Here is a 17,851-nt window from a genome sequence, read left to right as displayed (position 1 = left end):
TATCGGTTTGAAATAACTAAACATTTCTAAAACTAGTAAAGGAATATTTATGATAAGTTCGATTCAGGCAAGCCCCATGCAAGGGGCATTCTCTTCCACGCCACCAACCCCGCCAACTGCTGAGCAAACAGCGCTAATCCAAGAAAAATTGGCCAGTATTGACCCTGATAACATCACCGATGAAGACAAAGATGCCATCAACAGTATGTTTGAAGAAATGGGACTTAAGCCGAGTAAAGAAATTGCAGGTTTGATGAGTGATGTAGGGATTGACCCATCTCAATTGCGGCCTGAAGGTTCACGACCACCTCCTCCGCCTCCCCAAGCTGAAAGCTCAGCCGAAGATAACGAACTCACTTCGTTGATCCAAAGTTTTGTAGAACAGTTTGAGAGTGGCGATCTTGACGAGGCAGAGTTAAGTTCTTTTGTTCAAAGCTTGCAAGATAGCGGCTTTGGTAGCAGCGGTAACTTACTTGATATAGAAGCCTAAACCAAACCAGGAACACCAACATCGCGTTGGTGTTCTTGGTAAAATTGAAGGCTTTGACTTTAAGCGACTATACTTGAGAGCAACGACACTCACATCGCATGTCGCCTGTGATTATGACTTTAAAGCTTGGTAGATATCACCGCCAACAAAGCGCGCATCATCCCCAAGTTTTCTAGCTATCCGAATACATTCGTTCCATTTAACCATGCGTTCACTGCGAGTAAACGAACCTACTTTGAGCTGACCGGCATTTGTTGCTACTGCCAAATGACTGATAAACGCATCTTCGGTCTCACCTGAACGCGCTGACACCACCGGTAACCACCCAGCTTTTTGAGTCAGACGAATGGCATCAATAGTTTCACTGACACTGCCGATTTGATTCAGCTTAATCAGCACCGAATTCGCCATTTTTTGCGCTATCCCCTTTTCTATCAACTTCAGATTAGTGGTGAATAGGTCGTCTCCAATGATTTGAACTTTGTCGCCAATTTCTAAAGTTAGTTTTTGCCACATTTCAAAATCTGTATCCGCAAACGGATCTTCAATTGATAGCACAGGATAGCGTTGACACCAATCCAGAATAAGAGCGTAAAACTGCTCCGAACTATAGTCTTTCTTGTCTAAGGGTAAGTGATATCGGCCATCGCGATATAAATCGCTCGCAGCGATATCTAAAGAAATTGAGACCTCTTTTCCAGGAACATAACCTGCTGCTTCTATCGCTTCCACTACAAAACTAAAGATAGCCTCATGGTTATCAAAACTAGGCCAAAATCCTCCTTCGTCAGCACAGCCAGCCAATAGGCCTCGCTCTCTTAGTATCGCTTCACCCGCATGATAAACGTTATAGGTGACTTCTAGGGTTTGCTCGTAGGAGCTTGCACCGTTTGCGATGATCAAAAAGTCCTGAATATCGGTTCGCCAATGCGCATGTGCTCCCCCGCCAACCAATTGGATCTCAGGCAATGGAATAAGTGAACCAAAGTCATCATCCACTAAATTAGCAAACAAGGGCTTGTGATTGGCCTTAGCGGATGCATCGGCGACTGCTAGCGATATACCTAGAATGGCGTTAGCACCTAGCCTTGATTTGTTTTGTGTGCCATCCAGCGCGATCATCGCTTCATCGATTTGTCGTTGTTGATGTACATCCATACCAATGACAAGTGTTGACAATTCGGTTTTGATGTTAGTAATGGCTTGATAAACCGACTTTCCAGCAAAGCATTTAGCATTGTTGTCACGCAATTCGAGTGCTTCAAACTGACCGGTTGATGCACCGGATGGAACTAAACCAATGCCTTCCATACCGTTTTCTAAACCAACAACAGCCTCAACCGTCGGTTGACCGCGAGAGTCGAAAATTTGATAGGCGTCGATACTGGTAATCTTCATTTGATACCTCTTAATTTGATGAAATCTGGTGGCTAGCCCAATCAAAAATGATGGTTATGTCTGAAACCTTTTCACTTAGCATTTGCAGAATATTCTGGCGAAGTAAATTCGTTGATTGCGGATCTAAGTACTCAACTGGCGACTTACCATCGATACGCGCTAGCATTAACATTTGGGTGATTAGACATAGATGACTTGGTGAGATCGTTGCTAGTTTTTTCTGGCCTAGTTGATCGACGTAAGATTGATAAAAGACCCGCGCTGCTTCGATAAAGCTTGCATCCTTAAAGGCGTAGCTCTTAAGCAATAAGTGATGCAACATAAACGCGATGTCAAAAGCCGGATCGCCATACCATGCGACTTCGCAATCCACGATCTTAATTTGCTGGCCATCTACCAATATGTTCTTGGGGCTAAAGTCACCATGAACCAAACATTGCTTGTTTTTAGCGATGCTATCGCACAAATCCTTTAACACCAGTTTAAGCTGTGGATGACGTTCAAACATGGCTTCAAAATAAGGCGACAAGCGCAATTCATGGAAATTTACATCACTATCAAATAAAGCCCTTGCTTTGGGATCATCCCAACTCAATGCGTGTATTTGTGCCAAACTTTTCCCTATTAACGCAGCAATCTTGTTATCCACTTGACGTTCTAGTAACCATTTTTTCCAATCGCGGAAATCACCGGATAAAAACTCCATAACGAAGAAATTATCATGCTCATAGGCGGCGATAACCTTGGGTACAATCTCGGGTAAATGTTCGCCTACATACTGAAGATAACGTTGTTCATAGCAATTACGATTGGTGTTGGCATACCAGTCTTGTTTCACCTTTAATTTAGCCAGTGCACGCTTAACAACAAACGTATCAGCTCCGCTTTCAACTAAATGAATATCGCAACTAACGCCCCCAGTTAGGGGGGTTAGTTGTACATCATTTGCCAACTGGAAACCTTTTTCCTTTAGCAAATCGAGCATTATCAACGCCTCTATCGAATTGCAGCAATAGATTGATGACGTAAATAGCCTTCAAATGTTGCCAAGCTATTCACACCGCCACCACAGCCACTTTTGTTACATGCGCCATAATGCAGACCATACTCGAACACATTGTGGGCATTTATCCAGGTGTTTCCACCAACTAGTTCATGTGCAAGAGCGCGAGCCTTGCTTGGATTTGAGCTCCAAATACTGTTAGCTAAGCCATAGGTATTTTGGTTAGCTCGCTCAATGACTTCTTGCTCATCACTGAACTTCAATAGGAAAGCGACCGGTCCAAATATTTCTTCTTGGGCCCATGGGTTGTCGTCAGAACCTTCAAGTAAGGTTGGCTCAACAAAATACCCCTTAGCTAAATCACCTTCGAGTATCCGTTTACCACCAGTAATAATTCTAGCGCCATTGGCTTGTGCATCTGCAATACAAGCTAATACGTGGGTCATTTGCTTGCGAGTACAAATCGGCCCCATTTGCGCGTCACTTTCCAAACCACGTTTAACCACCAGTGATTCAAAATTAGCAGTGGCTTTAGCTACAAAGGCGTCATAGATTGACTCGTGAATGTACCAGCGAGACGCGGTACAGCAAACTTGCCCAGCATTAAGACTAACCGCTCCACATAAACCTTCGGCACTTGCATCAACGTCTGCATCGCTACATACAATCGCAGCCCCTTTACCGCCAAGTTCTAGTTTGGCTGGTACTAAGTTAGCGCCGCAAACCTCACCAACATGGCGCCCCACTTCAGTGGAACCGGTAAAGGACATAAGCTTAACGCGCGGGTGGCTAATTAAGGCTTCACCTGTCACTGAACCCCGACCAGGTAGGATGTTCACAACGCCAGCGGGAAAACCCGCTTCTAGGCATAACTTACCTAAATATAAGGTTGAGAGAGGCGTCTCAGAGGCTGGTTTAATCACCACCGTGTTGCCCGCGGCTAAGGCAGGACCAATTCCCCAAGCACATAGGGTTAGCGGAAAGTTCCACGGAAATACAAACCCGGCCACGCCATAGGGACGCTTAATGGTTTGGCTATCAGTGACACTTAGTCCGAGTTCGACTTCAAACGTGGCTTTCTCTACAACGTCGGCGTAGAAATTAAAGCAATCGGCTGCAAATGGCACATCGAAACCAAGTGCCGCACTGACCGGCTTACCGACATCAATGCACTCCAACTCTGCCAATACTTGTTGGTCTCGAGTAATAAGCTGTGCCAGTTTTCTTAAACATTGGGCTCGAAACTCAACGCTACTTTTGCCCCAATCTTTAAAAGCGGCTTCTCCAGCGCTAACCGCATTCTCGACATCATCAGGACTCGCCGCGGCTATGGCGGTTATTAGTTCGCCAGTAGCAGGGTCGCTAACATCTATTTGCTCAGATGAATTCAACCATTGGCCATTGACTAAAAACGGTAGTGGCGAGGTTTCAATAAACCCTAAGGTAAGGGAATCAAGTTGTAGGCTGCTCATATCTAGCTCCATATCTGTTGGACGTTTTATTATTGTTGATTAGCTCAAGTTCAAACTTAAAACGGCTTGTGTTCGAGACTCGTTCATGACTTAGTCTGAACCTTGATGAGATAGAGCAATCTGCAAAAAATAACCCAAATACGTCGGAAATTACCCCAGCAGCAAAAGCGTTGTTTTGATCACAAAATGGCTACAAAGCGAACACTGACTTACCAAAAAGCGGCTTTCGAAGACTATTAGGCAGGTAAGCTCGATTTAACTTGCTAATAAATGGCTGGAACGGTCAAGGTTTAGTCGGAAATAGACATTCCAAAAATAAACGGAGAAATGACGCAATGCACCTTGTGAATAGTGGTCTAAGAAAACTATTGTGAATTGCCGGAATCTAATCCTGAATGGTCAGAATCACTTTAAATAGGGAGAATTTAGCAGCCGTTCGCAACGATTTTTGAAGTCCTACATAGAATTGTTGCATGGTATTTCGCTTAGCAATTGGGCCGAATTCAGAAAAACTCAATATTTATCATGAATTTAGATGAACATGGCCAAGTAAACATATTCCAAAAAAACAACACAGCAAGTGATTGTTTATGCTGTTTTCTTGATACAATTTCGACCATTCTCTTTAGCAAAGTAAAGTGCTTGATCAGCCCGACTGTATAATTGACTCTCGCTCTCAAAGCCGTTGAACTGCGCTATACCGAAGCTTGCTGTAACCTTGGTATCACGATACATCTGTGTAACAGCAGCTTTCAACTTTTTAGCCACAAGCTCAGCTTTTTCCAAGTCGCAGTCATCGAGCAATACTGTAAATTCTTCTCCCCCGACTCGAAAAATATAATCTTCGCCGCGCAATGCCTCTTGCATTTTGACTGCTGAGTTTTGTAGTACTTCGTCGCCGGCAACATGACCATACTTATCATTAAAGTATTTAAAATGATCCAAATCTAAAACTATTAAACTGAAAGGATGTTTGAAACGACGTGTTGACTTTGAAATAAGCCGCTTAATTTCGAGATCAAATCCTCGACGATTTGGTATCCCTGTAAGTGCATCTACTTGAGAAAGTTGCTTTAAAACAAGCTCAGTATCTTTAAATTTTTTAATATCAGTGAAATTAGCAACATAGGCTGGTGATGCTCCTCCCTTCTTAGAAGAAACTTCATTAACTTCTAACCAAACACATACTAGCTCTCCATTTCGGGCTCGATTGGTCACTTCACCACTCCACTTGCCATTGGAGTTTAAACTATCCCACATCTGCTGATGCAGATTGGTACTGTGTTTGCCTGATTGTAATATTTTAGGTGTTAATTGATCCAAATCCTCAAGTGTGTATCCAAACAATCGCGTAAAAGCCGGGTTCACAGCGATAATGCGAGTTCTATTATCTGTGACCAGAATAGCTGACATACTTGTAAGGGTTTTAGCTAAAAGCAATGAACGCTCATTAAGTCGAGAACGAAGCCAACAAAAAAACAAAGTACTCATTGGAACAGCAAACAGTATCAGCCTCGATACTGGTTCAGAAACTAAAGTTTTGTTTCCCGATAACGTATTCCATAGATGACCCAGTAAATCAGGTTTCAGCAACATCCAAATCATAAGTCCAACAAGAATAATAGTAAGAACCAATTTTGGATAAATCTCGTACTTTCTTAAAATATGAATCATTCAATTTCCTGAGCTTATAAAAGCGGATCGCTAGTATAGTTTTGATAATAAGTTATCAGCTTGGATATAAAAACAGCACTCATGGCATGCAAGAATTCAAAAAATGAAACTCAGCTAATACGAACTATTGATACAATATATTCAAGAGGTACCGCCTAAGGAAGACTCAAAATTACGAAAGTAGATGCCGTAGTCTTATCTCAAATTAACAAGTGATAAACGTCGATTAGGCTGCGGATAAGACACATTGAGGCAGCTCATTCATAAAAATATCGAGCTCATCTATGCATAAACGCTCATGCAGTGGTAAAAATTGTCGGTCTCTAAACACAATATAAGATTGCACCTGTTGACGATGGGCCCCTAGAAAAAGTTCGGTAAGTTTACCACTTTCAACCTCAGCCCTAACAACCAATTCAGGCGAAGATATGACCCCTAAACCACTAACCGCTGCCTGTTTAGCCCGTTGACCATTATCCACAATGATATCCGGCACAAGCTCAAGTTCACGCGAGAAACCATTTTCTTGATATGACCATGTCCCTAGTTTATCTTTGCCATTATCCCAAAGCACACAGGGTATTGCTTGCAAATCAGTAGGATGACGTAACTCCAAATTTCTTGCGATCAGTTCAGGTGCGGCGTAAAAGCTTACATAACTCGATACGAATGGTTTTGCGACCAGTCCTTCATCACTAGGAAAGTTAGCAATGATACGAATCCCCTTATCCAATGGGGTATGCCACGCATCTGACTTAAGCGTTATGATATTTATACCAATTTTAGGGTATTTCGTTTTGAATTGTTGAACAAAACCACCAAGTAACAAATCAGCCAAGACAGGTTCAGCTTCAATTGTTAGCAGCCCTTCAGGAACCTGTTTCGTTTGCAAAATAAAGCTATCAACATCTTCATATGCTTGCAGTAGAGGCTCAACTTTGCCTATGAACATTTTGCCAAAATCAGTAAGTATGCTTGGTGCGCGTCCTCTGTTAAAAATTCTTTGCCCCACATTAGACTCAAGGCGCTTCACTCGGCGACTTAACGTCGGCTGAGGAATATCTAGCGTTAGACTTGCATCACTTAGACTAATGCACTTGGAGAGCATAGAAAGAAGCTCCAAATCTTCAAATTTGATTCTCATGACAACACCTACAAATAGGAAGTTCTCAGCATTTAGTGTTAAGAACTTCATTGGATATTCTTCTACTATTTTGGCGCTAGTACAGTATTTAGACCACTCGAAGTTTTACTAGCAAATGAACAATTTTTTACTAGCAAAGAGGATTTAGCAGCATTCATGAAAGTCATGTTGCAATTCATTAAACGTCATATAAATCCTACGAGCATGGTTATAAACTAATCAACTAGTTTTTTATGGTGAAGTTAACTACCGATGGCAGAGAAACATGAAATACGCGCATATCCACAGGCGTCCACAATACTTGCAAGTTTAGTTTCTGAAAACGATATAGTTACTATTGCCAACTCTGCATTTACACAACTCAGCGGTATTTCGGTTGAACAAATACTTGGTAGTTGTATCTCTTTAAGAATTGTTGATCTAACCTACAAAGGCCAAAATTTTGCACAACTACGAAGCTTTGTAGAGCATTTTGGGAAACAAAACATAAATATTGAATGCCTAGCTTCGCTGGTAAATCAATATAGCTTTCGACTTCCTGTCAAGCTGCAAATCTGCGCAAACTTTCTCAGTGACAAGCATGTAAGCGTATATCTGCAATCGTTTAACAACCCTTCCGTTGATTCTATAACTGGATTACCAAACGGTTGCGCAATGCGTGCCTACGCCGACTCAATAACCGGGTTCAAAGCTAACGGTGTTCAAAATTCAGTACTTCTAGTCTTATCTGTCTCTCATTTTTCATCGCTCAACTTTCGATACGGATATCTTGCTGGCGACCGTTACTTACGCAACTTGGGTCAAAAGATACAAAAATTGCTGCCTCATTCGCTCGTTGTACGATATGCCAACGCGAAGTTTGGGATATGGCTTGAAGGCTCTACTTTAAATAAAAAGGAAGGCAATAGAGCTAGTATTGTAAGAATTTGCGAAAACCTTCACATGATAACGAAAGGTGGTATTGATATTGGATCTGGCAAGATTGTTGACAAAAACATTGCCATTGGTGTTAGTCAAACGAGAAAACAATACGATAGCTATCATGCGATGGAGATCGCCGCAGAAATGGCAATGCTTGAGACTCAAAAGCGTCATAAGGCATATTACACCTTTGCTCACCCTACACTCTCAAGCGAAATACTAGTCAAAAGTCTAATCATTGATGAACTTCCTCTGGCTCTATTGTCAAGTCAAATCCAAATTCATTATCAAGCTCAATTTAGTTTGGACCGCAATAGTTTAGTCGGATTTGAAGCGCTGTCCCGATGGTTTCACCCACAATTAGGTCACATTTCTCCAAATCAATTTATCACCATTTCCGAAGAAATAGGAATGCACACTGAATTTGATCTTTGGGTATTTGAAAGTGTATGTAAGCAAGCAATTATTTGGGAAAAACAGGGATTTAGAGTTCCGAAACTTGCAATTAATATCAGTCCTAAAACAGCAGAGTCACCTGACTTTATTGAGGAAATCAAGGCGGTTGTTACACGAACTCAAGCCAATGTAAATCTATACGAACTAGAAATCACAGAAACGGCCAAGGTGAACAATCCACCACAACTGAAAGCTAACATTATCTCATTACGGAATTTGGGTTTTCAAATAGCAATTGATGATTTTGGCGCGGGTTACTCATCACTTGATTTGCTACGTAATTTTCACTCTTACATTGAGACTCTCAAAATTGATAAAGCACTTATCGAAAACATAGCAGTGGCAGATTTTGACCGTTTATTTATCAAAAATGTAATCGAAATGGGCAAACTCTCAAACGTACTCATCCTTGCAGAAGGTGTAGAAAACGATGCTCAATTAGCCGTTCTTAAAACACTAAACTGCGATATCGCACAAGGCTATCATCTTGCGAAACCTGTCGACTGTTTCGGAGCACAAGCACTCATGCTTAAACATCGCAGAACTAGAAGTAAGTGCTTCCAATTGACACAGCCCCTTCAAATACAGGTTGCAGATCCAATAATTAGTTTATCAAATACTGCATGACTAACGAACTGATAACCGTTACTGAAATGCAGTTATTCATGGGGGGATTACCAAACCATAACGCTTGGGTCAAAAAATCACCTTAAATGAAAGACTAATAGAAAGAGTGTATGTATCGTTTCAAATACCATTTACAGCGAACTGGTATTTTTCAATATACTCACCGGTAGTTTTACGGGTACTGATAAAAAGACTGAGCGCTTAAAGTTATCCCATCAACTTTAGGAGCGAAGACGATGCACACGATTATATTCGGTAGAAATTCATTGACGGGCGTAGCGCGACTAATTAGCTATGCAGGACTATTAATTATTAGTGTGCTTAGCCTTTGTTTATCAGATGAAACATTTGGGCTCGTCCTTAGTAGTGTTTTAGTAGGCTCCGCGATAGCAATTACAATTACCGCTTTTAGAAACCCCATCTCAGATTATGTTTTAGTCACGCCATTTATAAGTTTATTTTTATTGATTGCAGCAATTGTAGTGGCATTAGACGCAAACATCTCACAAATAGCACTACGCTTGGTACTGATGAGTATTCTACTTAGTGAGTTTCTTTTTTCTGCTAGGGTATTGCGAGCAACTAATACCCTACTTAACCCGCGTAAAGGCTGTGCTTTACTATTCGACTTAGTTCTTTGCGGTTCATTATTCGTTAATATATATCCGATTGAGCAAAATTTAAACAGCGCTTTCTTTTGTCTACTATTGCTTAAGATCTGTTTAGCTGCCATTTTTCTGTTAATGCCTTACATCAGGCAGCTTACAAGTTATAGAAAGCCAATCATTATGTTCAATTCGTAATTTTCCTTCATTATACCAAGCCAGCGCTGTCCATCACCAACAAGCAATAACAACCCGAAAAATTGAATGAAGTGTCTAGATGATGCTTAATACAAAACAAAGTTTAAACTACAGATAACTTAGAGTTTTCTATCTATTTGGTATCATCTTGATTCGTAGCGTCGCCAAAGAGTAAATTCCACAACTTAGAACAGTAAAAAATTGGCATGTGATCACTCATGCTATAGCTCGTATCACCATGTACTTGTTTTAAGGTATCGCGCCATTGAGCCAAAGCATTACCAAGGTGATCATTAATAGCTTGGAACTGGATCGGGAGTTCTTTGCGCTGCTTTTCTTGTTCAGCCAAGGTGCTTAGCGCTAATTCTTTATAATGCTGAGCAGATTTCTCAGGTCTTTGGTGCATAAGTAATTGCGCATCCCCCAGAAAAACAAGTTCGCCAGTATCTTCGTAACCGAGATTAATTGCTGGTAGGTTGGGCGGCACAAATGGAATGGGGTCCCGTTTATGTTCTACGCGCCAAGCCACGCGTTTATCCAGCAAACTATTGAATTGTGCGTCTCCAACACGTGGTGAACCGTATATGTATAGCCCCTGTGCGTGTTCGATGTGGGCGAAGCATAGTGTGGCAAGTGCACCACCTAAACTATGCCCGGTAATCCATATTCTCCGCTTGGGATTTTGAGCGATGTGCGTAGCGAAAAAAACTTCTAGTCCGTCTTCACCCAACCAAATCTCAGCTAAAGCACTATTAAAACCTTGATGTACTCTCCCACCTTTTTCAAATTGACAAGGAATTGCATTTAAATCGGTAGCAAGCTCATACAAAGTCGACAAGGAGGTTAGTTCTGTGCCACGGAAACTAACAATCATCAAATCGTCATTCCAGGCAATCATGCATTCTGTACCTACACCTTGGAAGAACTTAAATTCATGGAGCCCTTCAAGCTTGTAGGCTAAACGAGCAAAGCCAGGGTGAGCATACGCCAGTAAAGAACATTCTGAGAGCCACAAAGCATTGCTCAAAGAAAAGCAATTTGAATGCGTATCAAACGGCTTCGCTTTTGAGCCTTCAAAGTAATGGTAATCCATGTCTGGCGGCAGCAAGTTTTTTTGTAGTACGGAGGGAATATTTTTCATTGATGTCCTTACCATAAAGGTTCACAAGATTGCCATTACCCAATTGGCATGCCTGTCTTCACTTGCGCGCCCTTCGATTGAGTGCGTTTTTTTAACCAGAATCTTATTACAAAAATAGTAAACTTATTTCTATATCCGTCAGAAGCATTTAACAAAGAGTTTATTAACCTAACTTTTATTATTGTCTCTGCACCGAGGAAAATAGACCCGTAGGTCTCCAATAAGCCACGTAACACTCAGCTAAACAAACGATACTATTTCGCATCAATGTCCATAAATTCGCCATCTGCGGAAAATAGACGAGATATCCACTGTAAGCCTTTAATATGTTGGCAAACTAAACTTGTAATTACCAACATTGGAACAGATAAAAACATACCGACAATCCCCCAAACCATACCCCAAAATAGCAACGCCAATAACACAACAAACGAGCTCAGATTGAGGCTTTTCCCAAAATAGGCAGGCTCAATGATATTGCCAATTACAAATTGTATGAGTGTTAAACAGGACGTCACGATAATGAAAGGGGTTAGGGTTTCAAACTGCACAAGTGACAGCACACTTGGAAATATAACCCCCATAATCGATCCTACCGTCGGGATAAAGTTGAGGAAAAATATAAGCAATGCCCATAAAGGCGCAAAATGGACACCCATCCATGCCAACACAATGTAGCTTGCTATACCGGTTAGCGCACTGACAACGGTTTTCATCGAGATGTACTTATTAATCGATCTTGCGATATCCCAACAAAGTTTTCGAACATACTGAGCTTGCTCAGGATCTTTTTGTAACTTGGCCATCTTGCTGGGTATTTTGGAGTCCTCGGATAATAAAAATGCTGTAAACAGTAAGGTTAGAGAAAAATTAGAAAAAACCACACTCAAAGAATCTCCTACCCAAGTGAGTACGCCTCCAAATTGGATGTTTTCACTAAACCAATCAGAGTTTGGTAGTTGCTCTAAACCTAAACTTGAAAATAGCTGCTCGCTCATCAAACTGAAGTTCTTTTCATAAACCGGAATATAGTCTTTAAACCCTTCGACTTGGCTAGTGAGTAGTACCGCCAATGACACATTTACAACGATGATTAAGATAATAGATAACAGCGTTGCCGATTTTTTATTAAGAATTCCTGACAACACTGGTATCTTAAGAAGTGCATCCCTTAGTGCATGAAGCAGCACGCTTAGAAACACAGCTAAGGCAACAGGAATCAAAAAGTCTTTGCCATATATCAACAGTACCAAAGTAGCCAAGCTAATAAACAACCAACAAGCTATTTTTTCTGGCTTCAACTCTACTGGCGTACCCATCTCCACCATGATTTTCCCTATATTATTTTTTGGATTTGGTTTTATTGAAGGTTTGCATAACAAGGCCAAGTAACGGGGAAGACAATGACAAGGCCTTTGAGGGCGAAAAAATATCTGACGCCGATTTTTCAAGTGATAGAGCGGTTTTATCTCTGATCTCTATCAAAATATCTTCCTCAGGTCCCGGTTTTATTCGTTGGGCTAAAAACCAAGGAATGAGTGCAATGATGACATTGATTAAAAGCACACTTAACGCCGCATCTCGCTCAACACTTGCACCGGTAAAATGAAAATACATTCCTACGTTAAGTGCTACAATTGCCAATAAAACACAACCGATCGTCAGACCACTTAACACCAATTGTGAACGCGTCCTGCGGGCTTCTGACTTAAGCAACGCGAACTCTGCTCGTACCACTACTCGAAGTTTTTCAACTAAATCATTCATAAAATCACCTCAAAAATTTCCCTAATAGTATTCCCGCTGTAAAAACCGCTAAACAGGCTTTCTTAGGTAGCTGTTCAAACTGTTGCTCAACTTCTTTTAAAATTTCAGCTAGTTGTTGCTTAGAGTTATCATCAAAAGACAGACTTTCTTCTACTTGAGACCGAATTTGTTGCATAAGCTCATCTGCATCAATATGATCTGCGCTATCAGTTGTTAGATCTTCTTCCACGACCAACGTTGCTTTATTGGCTTCAGCCAAGGGGGTTGTTTCTCCCTTATCTCGATCGACTTTCTGGTCTGTTTTTTCTGATTGTTCTAATTCGTCCGCACGCTGTTGTAATTGCCGAATTTCATCCAATAATTTTTGTCTATTCATGTTCAAAATCTCCATGACCTTCTTTGCCTGCATTGCATGCTTTTACAATACAAAGATACATTTGAATCTAACTGGTACTGAAATTAAGTATCTGATTACACTACAACTGTAGATCATTGCGACAAGAACACAAAGCTTAATTCATTTCAGCAGCTAGACGGTTGTGAAACATAAAAACACTAGCTTCTTTATATTAAACAGATGCTTAACTACTTAACGAAGAACCTTAACGGATCTCTTAAATCATATACACCCTAGCCATTTACGCCTTCCAACATGTAGCGTTACCAATCAGCATTTATCTCTGGAAATCCGTATTATTCAGCCAAAATCAACTAATTGAATTAAAACAATGCCGGTTTCTCAATGAGAATGGACCTTCGACATTTAACCTGTTTAAAGGTTTTAGCAATACTATATAAGCGGTTTGACTTTTTCCCAATAAAAACAGCGTAGGACTACATTTTAAAAACTCGAAAAAACTTTTACATCATCGTACATTTACATCTTTCCCACTAAAAACTAATGGGAAAACTATTAATACGCAATAATATACAATCCTAAATCCAAACTGAAAAGCTTATTACTCTTGAGTATTGTCGTACCAACTAACTGGTATTGCTATTATCACTTATTCTTCTATAGGCAACTGAATTTCTACTGTGGTGCCTGTACTATCAGATTCGATATTTAATTTTGCACCAATCAGACGTGCTCTTTCAGTCATACTTTGCAGTCCTAGACCGGGTGATTTCATCGCTTGTTGAACATCGAATCCGATTCCATCATCTACAATTTGTAAAATCAGCTGCTGATTAATAATACTCAGTGAAACTTGTACCTTTGATGCCTCTGAATACTTAGCAATATTCCGAAGTGATTCTTGGGTTATTCTAAATATGCTTAAAGCGCTGTCTTTATCAACATTAATCTGCTGGGAACTTGCGCTAAAATTAACAGCAATCATCTCTCGATCAACATAACTAGTTATTTCTGATTTTAGTGCATCAACTAAACCTAAATCATCCAAAATTGAAGGGTGTAGGCGGCGTGATAAGCCATGTATATCTGTTGCAACAGATATTATTCCTTGCTTTACATCGCTAAGCTTTTGTTTAACAGTTTTAAAGCTTTCATCTATCTCTAAGGTCCCAACGTTGATAGATAATACCGCGAGCCTCTGGCTTAGGTCATCATGTAGTTCACGAGCTACTCGCCGTCTTTCTTCCTCTTGTACATTGAGGAGTTTGGCGGTTAGTTCTCGTAATTCTTGTTCATTTTGAATAACTTGTAATTCAGCTATTTTTTGCTCAGTGATATCCTGAATAATGCCAGCAGCGCGTTTGAAATTACCCTCTGGGTCAAAAGATAACTCTGCAATTTCACTTATCCATTTCTCTTTATTATTGACAATAATTCGATGCTCGTGACTATACAAACCTGTCTTCAAGGCTGCTTGCCAGCACTCTTTACTGCTAGCGAGGTCATCAATATTTATCATCGTTTGATAATCTGCATGTGATAAAACTATATTTGGTGCTAAACCTAATATAATACCCGCTTGTTCAGATATCTGACTTATTTGCCCTTTCGCATCAAGCTCCCAGCTACCTACATTCGCAACACGTTGAGCGTTTCTTAAATGCTTACCATTTAACGCAAGTACTTTTACCGTTTTCTTTCTATTTTGAGCCAATATCAAACTTGCGAATAAAATAAGTATCAATGCAAAAAGAATTGACCATAAGACTGCTTGTTTCCAATCGGTTCGATTTACGACTTTTACATTGTTCCACTTCTGCATTAAAAGCTCTAATTTGCTTCGATCAAATCGATGTATAAACTTATTAAATAGAGTAACTAGCTCAGGCTTAGAAGGATGAATTGCATAAGCTATCTCAAAGGAGTAGTCGGTTTCTGCCGATGGTGATACGTTTTTAAGGCCTAAAGTATTCAGTTTGTAGTTAACAATATGAGGGTTGTCTATCAGCGCATCAATTTGGCCTTCTGATAGCGCACGCAGGACATCATCGGTACTATTGTAGGTAACGAAATCCAGATACGGATGATCTCGTCTTAACGTATTTCCTAGGGTTGACCCTTTTATAATACCGACTCTGAATCCCTTTAATTCGCTAATATTGTTGAAATAGGGAGCTCTAGTATTACTGAAAATGGCGTGGTTGATATGCATAACCGGATCAGAATACAAAATTTCTTTCTTTCTTTCTTCGGAGACGCTAATGAGTGGCAGAAAATCAATCTCTCCAACAACCAGCGCTTGATAAGTCTCGCGCCATGTTGGATATTTTATATAAATGCTATCAATCCCATATTCTTGTCCAAACATTTCCGTCAGATCAGAACCTAGCCCTCCCATTTCTCCTTTTTCATCAAGGAAAGCATATGGAGGGGCAGCCTTAGGCGATGAGAAAGTTAATCTACTATTATTTACAAGCCAGTTCTCTTCCTCCTCAGTCAGTGTTTCTATGGCCAATTTGTCACTTCGAATATTATCAAACCATTTTTCTTTTAGCTCTTTTTCCTCTGACGGCGTCACCGATAGAATTGCTTTATTTAAAATTGAGGTAAGCTCAGGCCAATCACTTCGTACCGCTATATAAGCCTGTTTATTTTTCTCTATTCCTTTTATGCCTAGATACCCTCTTGGTTCTACCCTAGAAAGAAAATGTTGAACTATATAGGTGTCACAGACACTGGGGTAGCAAAGAAAGTAATCAGCGTCCCCCCTTAGAACAGCATTTAATCCTTGACGAGTAGAATCAATGCTTAGTAAATTCAACTCGGGATGCTTCTGACTTAAAAAGCGTTGCTCTATGCTATCTCGAATGACAGCAATGACTTTGTCTTCTACTTGGCTCGAATCATTTATATAATCATGGCTACTCTTCCCATATAAAAGGTTTGGTGAGCCAGTGAAGTATGAGCTCGTATAATCAAGATACCTCTCTCTATCTGGGCTTTTACTAGCTAAATGCAAAATATCTATACTTCTATCTTCTACGAGTTGCTTGTATTCGCTCCAACTCTTCCCTTGTATGAATTCAAAAGTAAGCCCTGTTTTCTGTCCAAGTAACAGTAATAAATCAACAGAGTAACCTGAAGGTTTACCCTTTTCTGTGAAATCAAATGGAGGAAAGTCCGGTAAGTTTTGTGTACGTATCACAGGTGCATCATTTAGCCAGTTTTGTTCCTCTTTCGTAAGTTTTATTGATTGAACTACTGGCCGATTTAGTAACCACTTTTGTTGGAGGGTTCGCACGGTTTCGATGTCTAATTTGGCTCTCGCTTTTTCAAAAACCGTCATCAATTCTTTGGGAGACTTTTTACTATAGATAATGTGCACAGGCTTAAAGTATTGATTTATATCATTAAAAGTTGGGAGGATTTTAATATTGGTAAGTAACGCTGAATGTATAGCATGGCTTGCAACAGCATTATCTGCAAAAAGGATATCTGCTTCGCCTGAGGATACTTTAGACAAACCGTCTTCAATGTTTTCACAATCAATAATAATAAGGTCTGGGTAGTTCTTCTTAAGTAGATTGGTAACTTGGTAGGCTCGTGGTGATGCTATCTTCATCCCCTTTAAATCGTCAAAACTGTTAAGCTCTAAAATTGATGCTTTTCGGGTATAAGCATTAATAACGCGTGGAACGATAACATCACCAAAGTCAAAGTCTTTCTCATAATATTCAACCTTAGCGGCATGGGATATCATATCATCTGTTTCATCAGCGACGGCTTTGAGTACTTCAAAGCGACTATTGACAACATTCCAATTGACTTTAACCCCAGCGATCTTTGCAACGACATCAATATATTCAACGAGATAACCAGCGGGTTCACCTTTACTAACAAAAGCAAACGGAGACCAACCATATTCTGCAACACTAAGATTGATTTCCCCTTCATTATCAATCCATTGCTGTTCTTTTTCAGTTAATGATAAATCATTGGCAACAACCTTTTGTAAAAGCATCAAGGTAATTAGCAACATGAAAATTAGGCGAATAATGGGTGTCATATACATCCTAGTTGTTATCAATTATCGTACACGCTGTCCATTCGTGAGAATTAATACTGTAAACCAATTTAATAAAAATACAATTTCCCTAAGCACTACGATCCGCCTTTTTTCCTGCGACATTTCTCTTGTTCACCGAAATAAATACGACTGGCATATCGTTTCCGGCTAGGAAATATAGGCTTTCAGAAACGACGTTCTTATAATCAAAGAACCTAGTACACCGACGACGAGTGATGCGACGTTAACGACTAACATGGGAACTTCATCATCAGACATCGCAACTGACTTTGCTTGCCACTATTTTATCAACAAATGAAAGAGAATCTTAAGGCCAACAATGTTGACCTACTATATTTCATCGCCGAATGTTGTTGTCGTAATAGTTTTCATTCCGATATCCAGTCGAACAGAAGCCTATTTCTTTATGATCGTTCTTCACTTACCGATATAACTCGCCTGCATGCTTTTTACGCTCACCTAACCAGGCATGTCATAGTCCATGAATAGTGTCATCGTATGCTTAGCAGC

At 40.3% G+C, this 17,851-nt stretch carries 13 protein-coding genes; 3 read left to right on the top strand and 10 right to left on the bottom strand.

The window, feature by feature from the left end:
* Positions 1-49: 49 nt before the first annotated feature.
* Positions 50-490, top strand: a complete 441-nt coding sequence (locus tag DBZ36_RS18210; protein ID WP_120356416.1) for a hypothetical protein — start codon at positions 50-52, stop codon at positions 488-490.
* Positions 491-601: 111 nt separating this feature from the next.
* Here the strand turns inward: DBZ36_RS18210 and eno are convergent, their stop codons facing one another.
* The 5 genes from eno to DBZ36_RS18185 form a co-directional block, all read right to left on the bottom strand.
* A complete protein-coding gene (gene eno / locus DBZ36_RS18205) occupies positions 602-1,888 on the bottom strand; it encodes a phosphopyruvate hydratase (RefSeq protein WP_120356415.1) in 1,287 nt (428 codons plus the stop codon).
* Between the two features lie 10 nt (positions 1,889-1,898).
* Positions 1,899-2,873 carry a phosphotransferase family protein gene (locus DBZ36_RS18200; RefSeq protein WP_120356414.1) on the bottom strand — a complete coding sequence of 325 codons (975 nt, stop codon included), beginning with the start codon at positions 2,871-2,873 and terminating at the stop codon, positions 1,899-1,901.
* A gap of 11 nt (positions 2,874-2,884) precedes the next feature.
* Positions 2,885-4,363 (bottom strand): aldehyde dehydrogenase family protein, encoded by a 1,479-nt coding sequence (locus DBZ36_RS18195; protein WP_120356413.1) that lies wholly within the window; start codon positions 4,361-4,363, stop codon positions 2,885-2,887.
* A 588-nt stretch (positions 4,364-4,951) separates the two neighbouring features.
* Complete coding sequence (locus tag DBZ36_RS18190) at positions 4,952-6,037, bottom strand: sensor domain-containing diguanylate cyclase (RefSeq protein WP_120356412.1); 1,086 nt, start codon at positions 6,035-6,037, stop codon at positions 4,952-4,954.
* A 226-nt stretch (positions 6,038-6,263) separates the two neighbouring features.
* On the bottom strand, positions 6,264-7,232 hold the full coding sequence (locus DBZ36_RS18185; RefSeq protein ID WP_120356411.1) for a LysR family transcriptional regulator: 969 nt from the start codon (positions 7,230-7,232) through the stop codon (positions 6,264-6,266).
* Between the two features lie 201 nt (positions 7,233-7,433).
* Between DBZ36_RS18185 and DBZ36_RS18180 the strand changes: the two genes are divergently transcribed.
* Positions 7,434-9,185, top strand: coding sequence for an EAL domain-containing response regulator (locus tag DBZ36_RS18180; RefSeq protein ID WP_120356410.1), 1,752 nt, complete (start codon positions 7,434-7,436; stop codon positions 9,183-9,185).
* A 236-nt stretch (positions 9,186-9,421) separates the two neighbouring features.
* Complete coding sequence (locus tag DBZ36_RS20555; RefSeq protein ID WP_120356409.1) at positions 9,422-9,988, top strand: hypothetical protein; 567 nt, start codon at positions 9,422-9,424, stop codon at positions 9,986-9,988.
* Positions 9,989-10,121: 133 nt separating this feature from the next.
* On the opposite strand, the gene DBZ36_RS18170 is transcribed toward DBZ36_RS20555, so the two are convergent.
* The 5 genes from DBZ36_RS18170 to DBZ36_RS18150 form a co-directional block, all read right to left on the bottom strand.
* The gene (locus tag DBZ36_RS18170; protein ID WP_158589146.1) at positions 10,122-11,129 is read right to left on the bottom strand and encodes a lipase family protein; all 1,008 of its coding nucleotides are present in this window, start codon (positions 11,127-11,129) and stop codon (positions 10,122-10,124) included.
* 254 nt (positions 11,130-11,383) lie between these two features.
* A complete protein-coding gene (locus tag DBZ36_RS18165) occupies positions 11,384-12,457 on the bottom strand; it encodes an AI-2E family transporter (protein ID WP_120356407.1) in 1,074 nt (357 codons plus the stop codon).
* 13 nt (positions 12,458-12,470) lie between these two features.
* Positions 12,471-12,896: a hypothetical protein gene (locus DBZ36_RS18160; RefSeq protein ID WP_120356406.1), complete on the bottom strand. Its 426-nt coding sequence runs from the start codon at positions 12,894-12,896 to the stop codon at positions 12,471-12,473.
* Between the two features lie 4 nt (positions 12,897-12,900).
* Positions 12,901-13,272 carry a hypothetical protein gene (locus DBZ36_RS18155; protein WP_120356405.1) on the bottom strand — a complete coding sequence of 124 codons (372 nt, stop codon included), beginning with the start codon at positions 13,270-13,272 and terminating at the stop codon, positions 12,901-12,903.
* A 631-nt stretch (positions 13,273-13,903) separates the two neighbouring features.
* The gene (locus tag DBZ36_RS18150; RefSeq protein ID WP_158589145.1) at positions 13,904-17,320 is read right to left on the bottom strand and encodes a transporter substrate-binding domain-containing protein; all 3,417 of its coding nucleotides are present in this window, start codon (positions 17,318-17,320) and stop codon (positions 13,904-13,906) included.
* Positions 17,321-17,851 lie beyond the last annotated feature (531 nt).

The sequence above is a fragment of the Alginatibacterium sediminis genome, from assembly GCF_003610775.1.
GTDB lineage: Bacteria > Pseudomonadota > Gammaproteobacteria > Enterobacterales > Celerinatantimonadaceae > Alginatibacterium > Alginatibacterium sediminis.
Note: the sequence above shows the minus strand (reverse complement) of the source record. Positions and strands in the feature narration are given on the sequence as shown.

Coding starts and splice junctions, on each gene's coding strand:
- DBZ36_RS18210 (WP_120356416.1), top strand. CDS start 50: ATGATAAGTTCGATTCAGGCAAGCCCCATGCAAGGGGCATTCTCTTCC.
- eno (WP_120356415.1), bottom strand. CDS start 1,888: ATGAAGATTACCAGTATCGACGCCTATCAAATTTTCGACTCTCGCGGT.
- DBZ36_RS18200 (WP_120356414.1), bottom strand. CDS start 2,873: ATGCTCGATTTGCTAAAGGAAAAAGGTTTCCAGTTGGCAAATGATGTA.
- DBZ36_RS18195 (WP_120356413.1), bottom strand. CDS start 4,363: ATGAGCAGCCTACAACTTGATTCCCTTACCTTAGGGTTTATTGAAACC.
- DBZ36_RS18190 (WP_120356412.1), bottom strand. CDS start 6,037: ATGATTCATATTTTAAGAAAGTACGAGATTTATCCAAAATTGGTTCTT.
- DBZ36_RS18185 (WP_120356411.1), bottom strand. CDS start 7,232: ATGAAGTTCTTAACACTAAATGCTGAGAACTTCCTATTTGTAGGTGTT.
- DBZ36_RS18180 (WP_120356410.1), top strand. CDS start 7,434: ATGGCAGAGAAACATGAAATACGCGCATATCCACAGGCGTCCACAATA.
- DBZ36_RS20555 (WP_120356409.1), top strand. CDS start 9,422: ATGCACACGATTATATTCGGTAGAAATTCATTGACGGGCGTAGCGCGA.
- DBZ36_RS18170 (WP_158589146.1), bottom strand. CDS start 11,129: ATGAAAAATATTCCCTCCGTACTACAAAAAAACTTGCTGCCGCCAGAC.
- DBZ36_RS18165 (WP_120356407.1), bottom strand. CDS start 12,457: ATGGTGGAGATGGGTACGCCAGTAGAGTTGAAGCCAGAAAAAATAGCT.
- DBZ36_RS18160 (WP_120356406.1), bottom strand. CDS start 12,896: ATGAATGATTTAGTTGAAAAACTTCGAGTAGTGGTACGAGCAGAGTTC.
- DBZ36_RS18155 (WP_120356405.1), bottom strand. CDS start 13,272: ATGAATAGACAAAAATTATTGGATGAAATTCGGCAATTACAACAGCGT.
- DBZ36_RS18150 (WP_158589145.1), bottom strand. CDS start 17,320: ATGACACCCATTATTCGCCTAATTTTCATGTTGCTAATTACCTTGATG.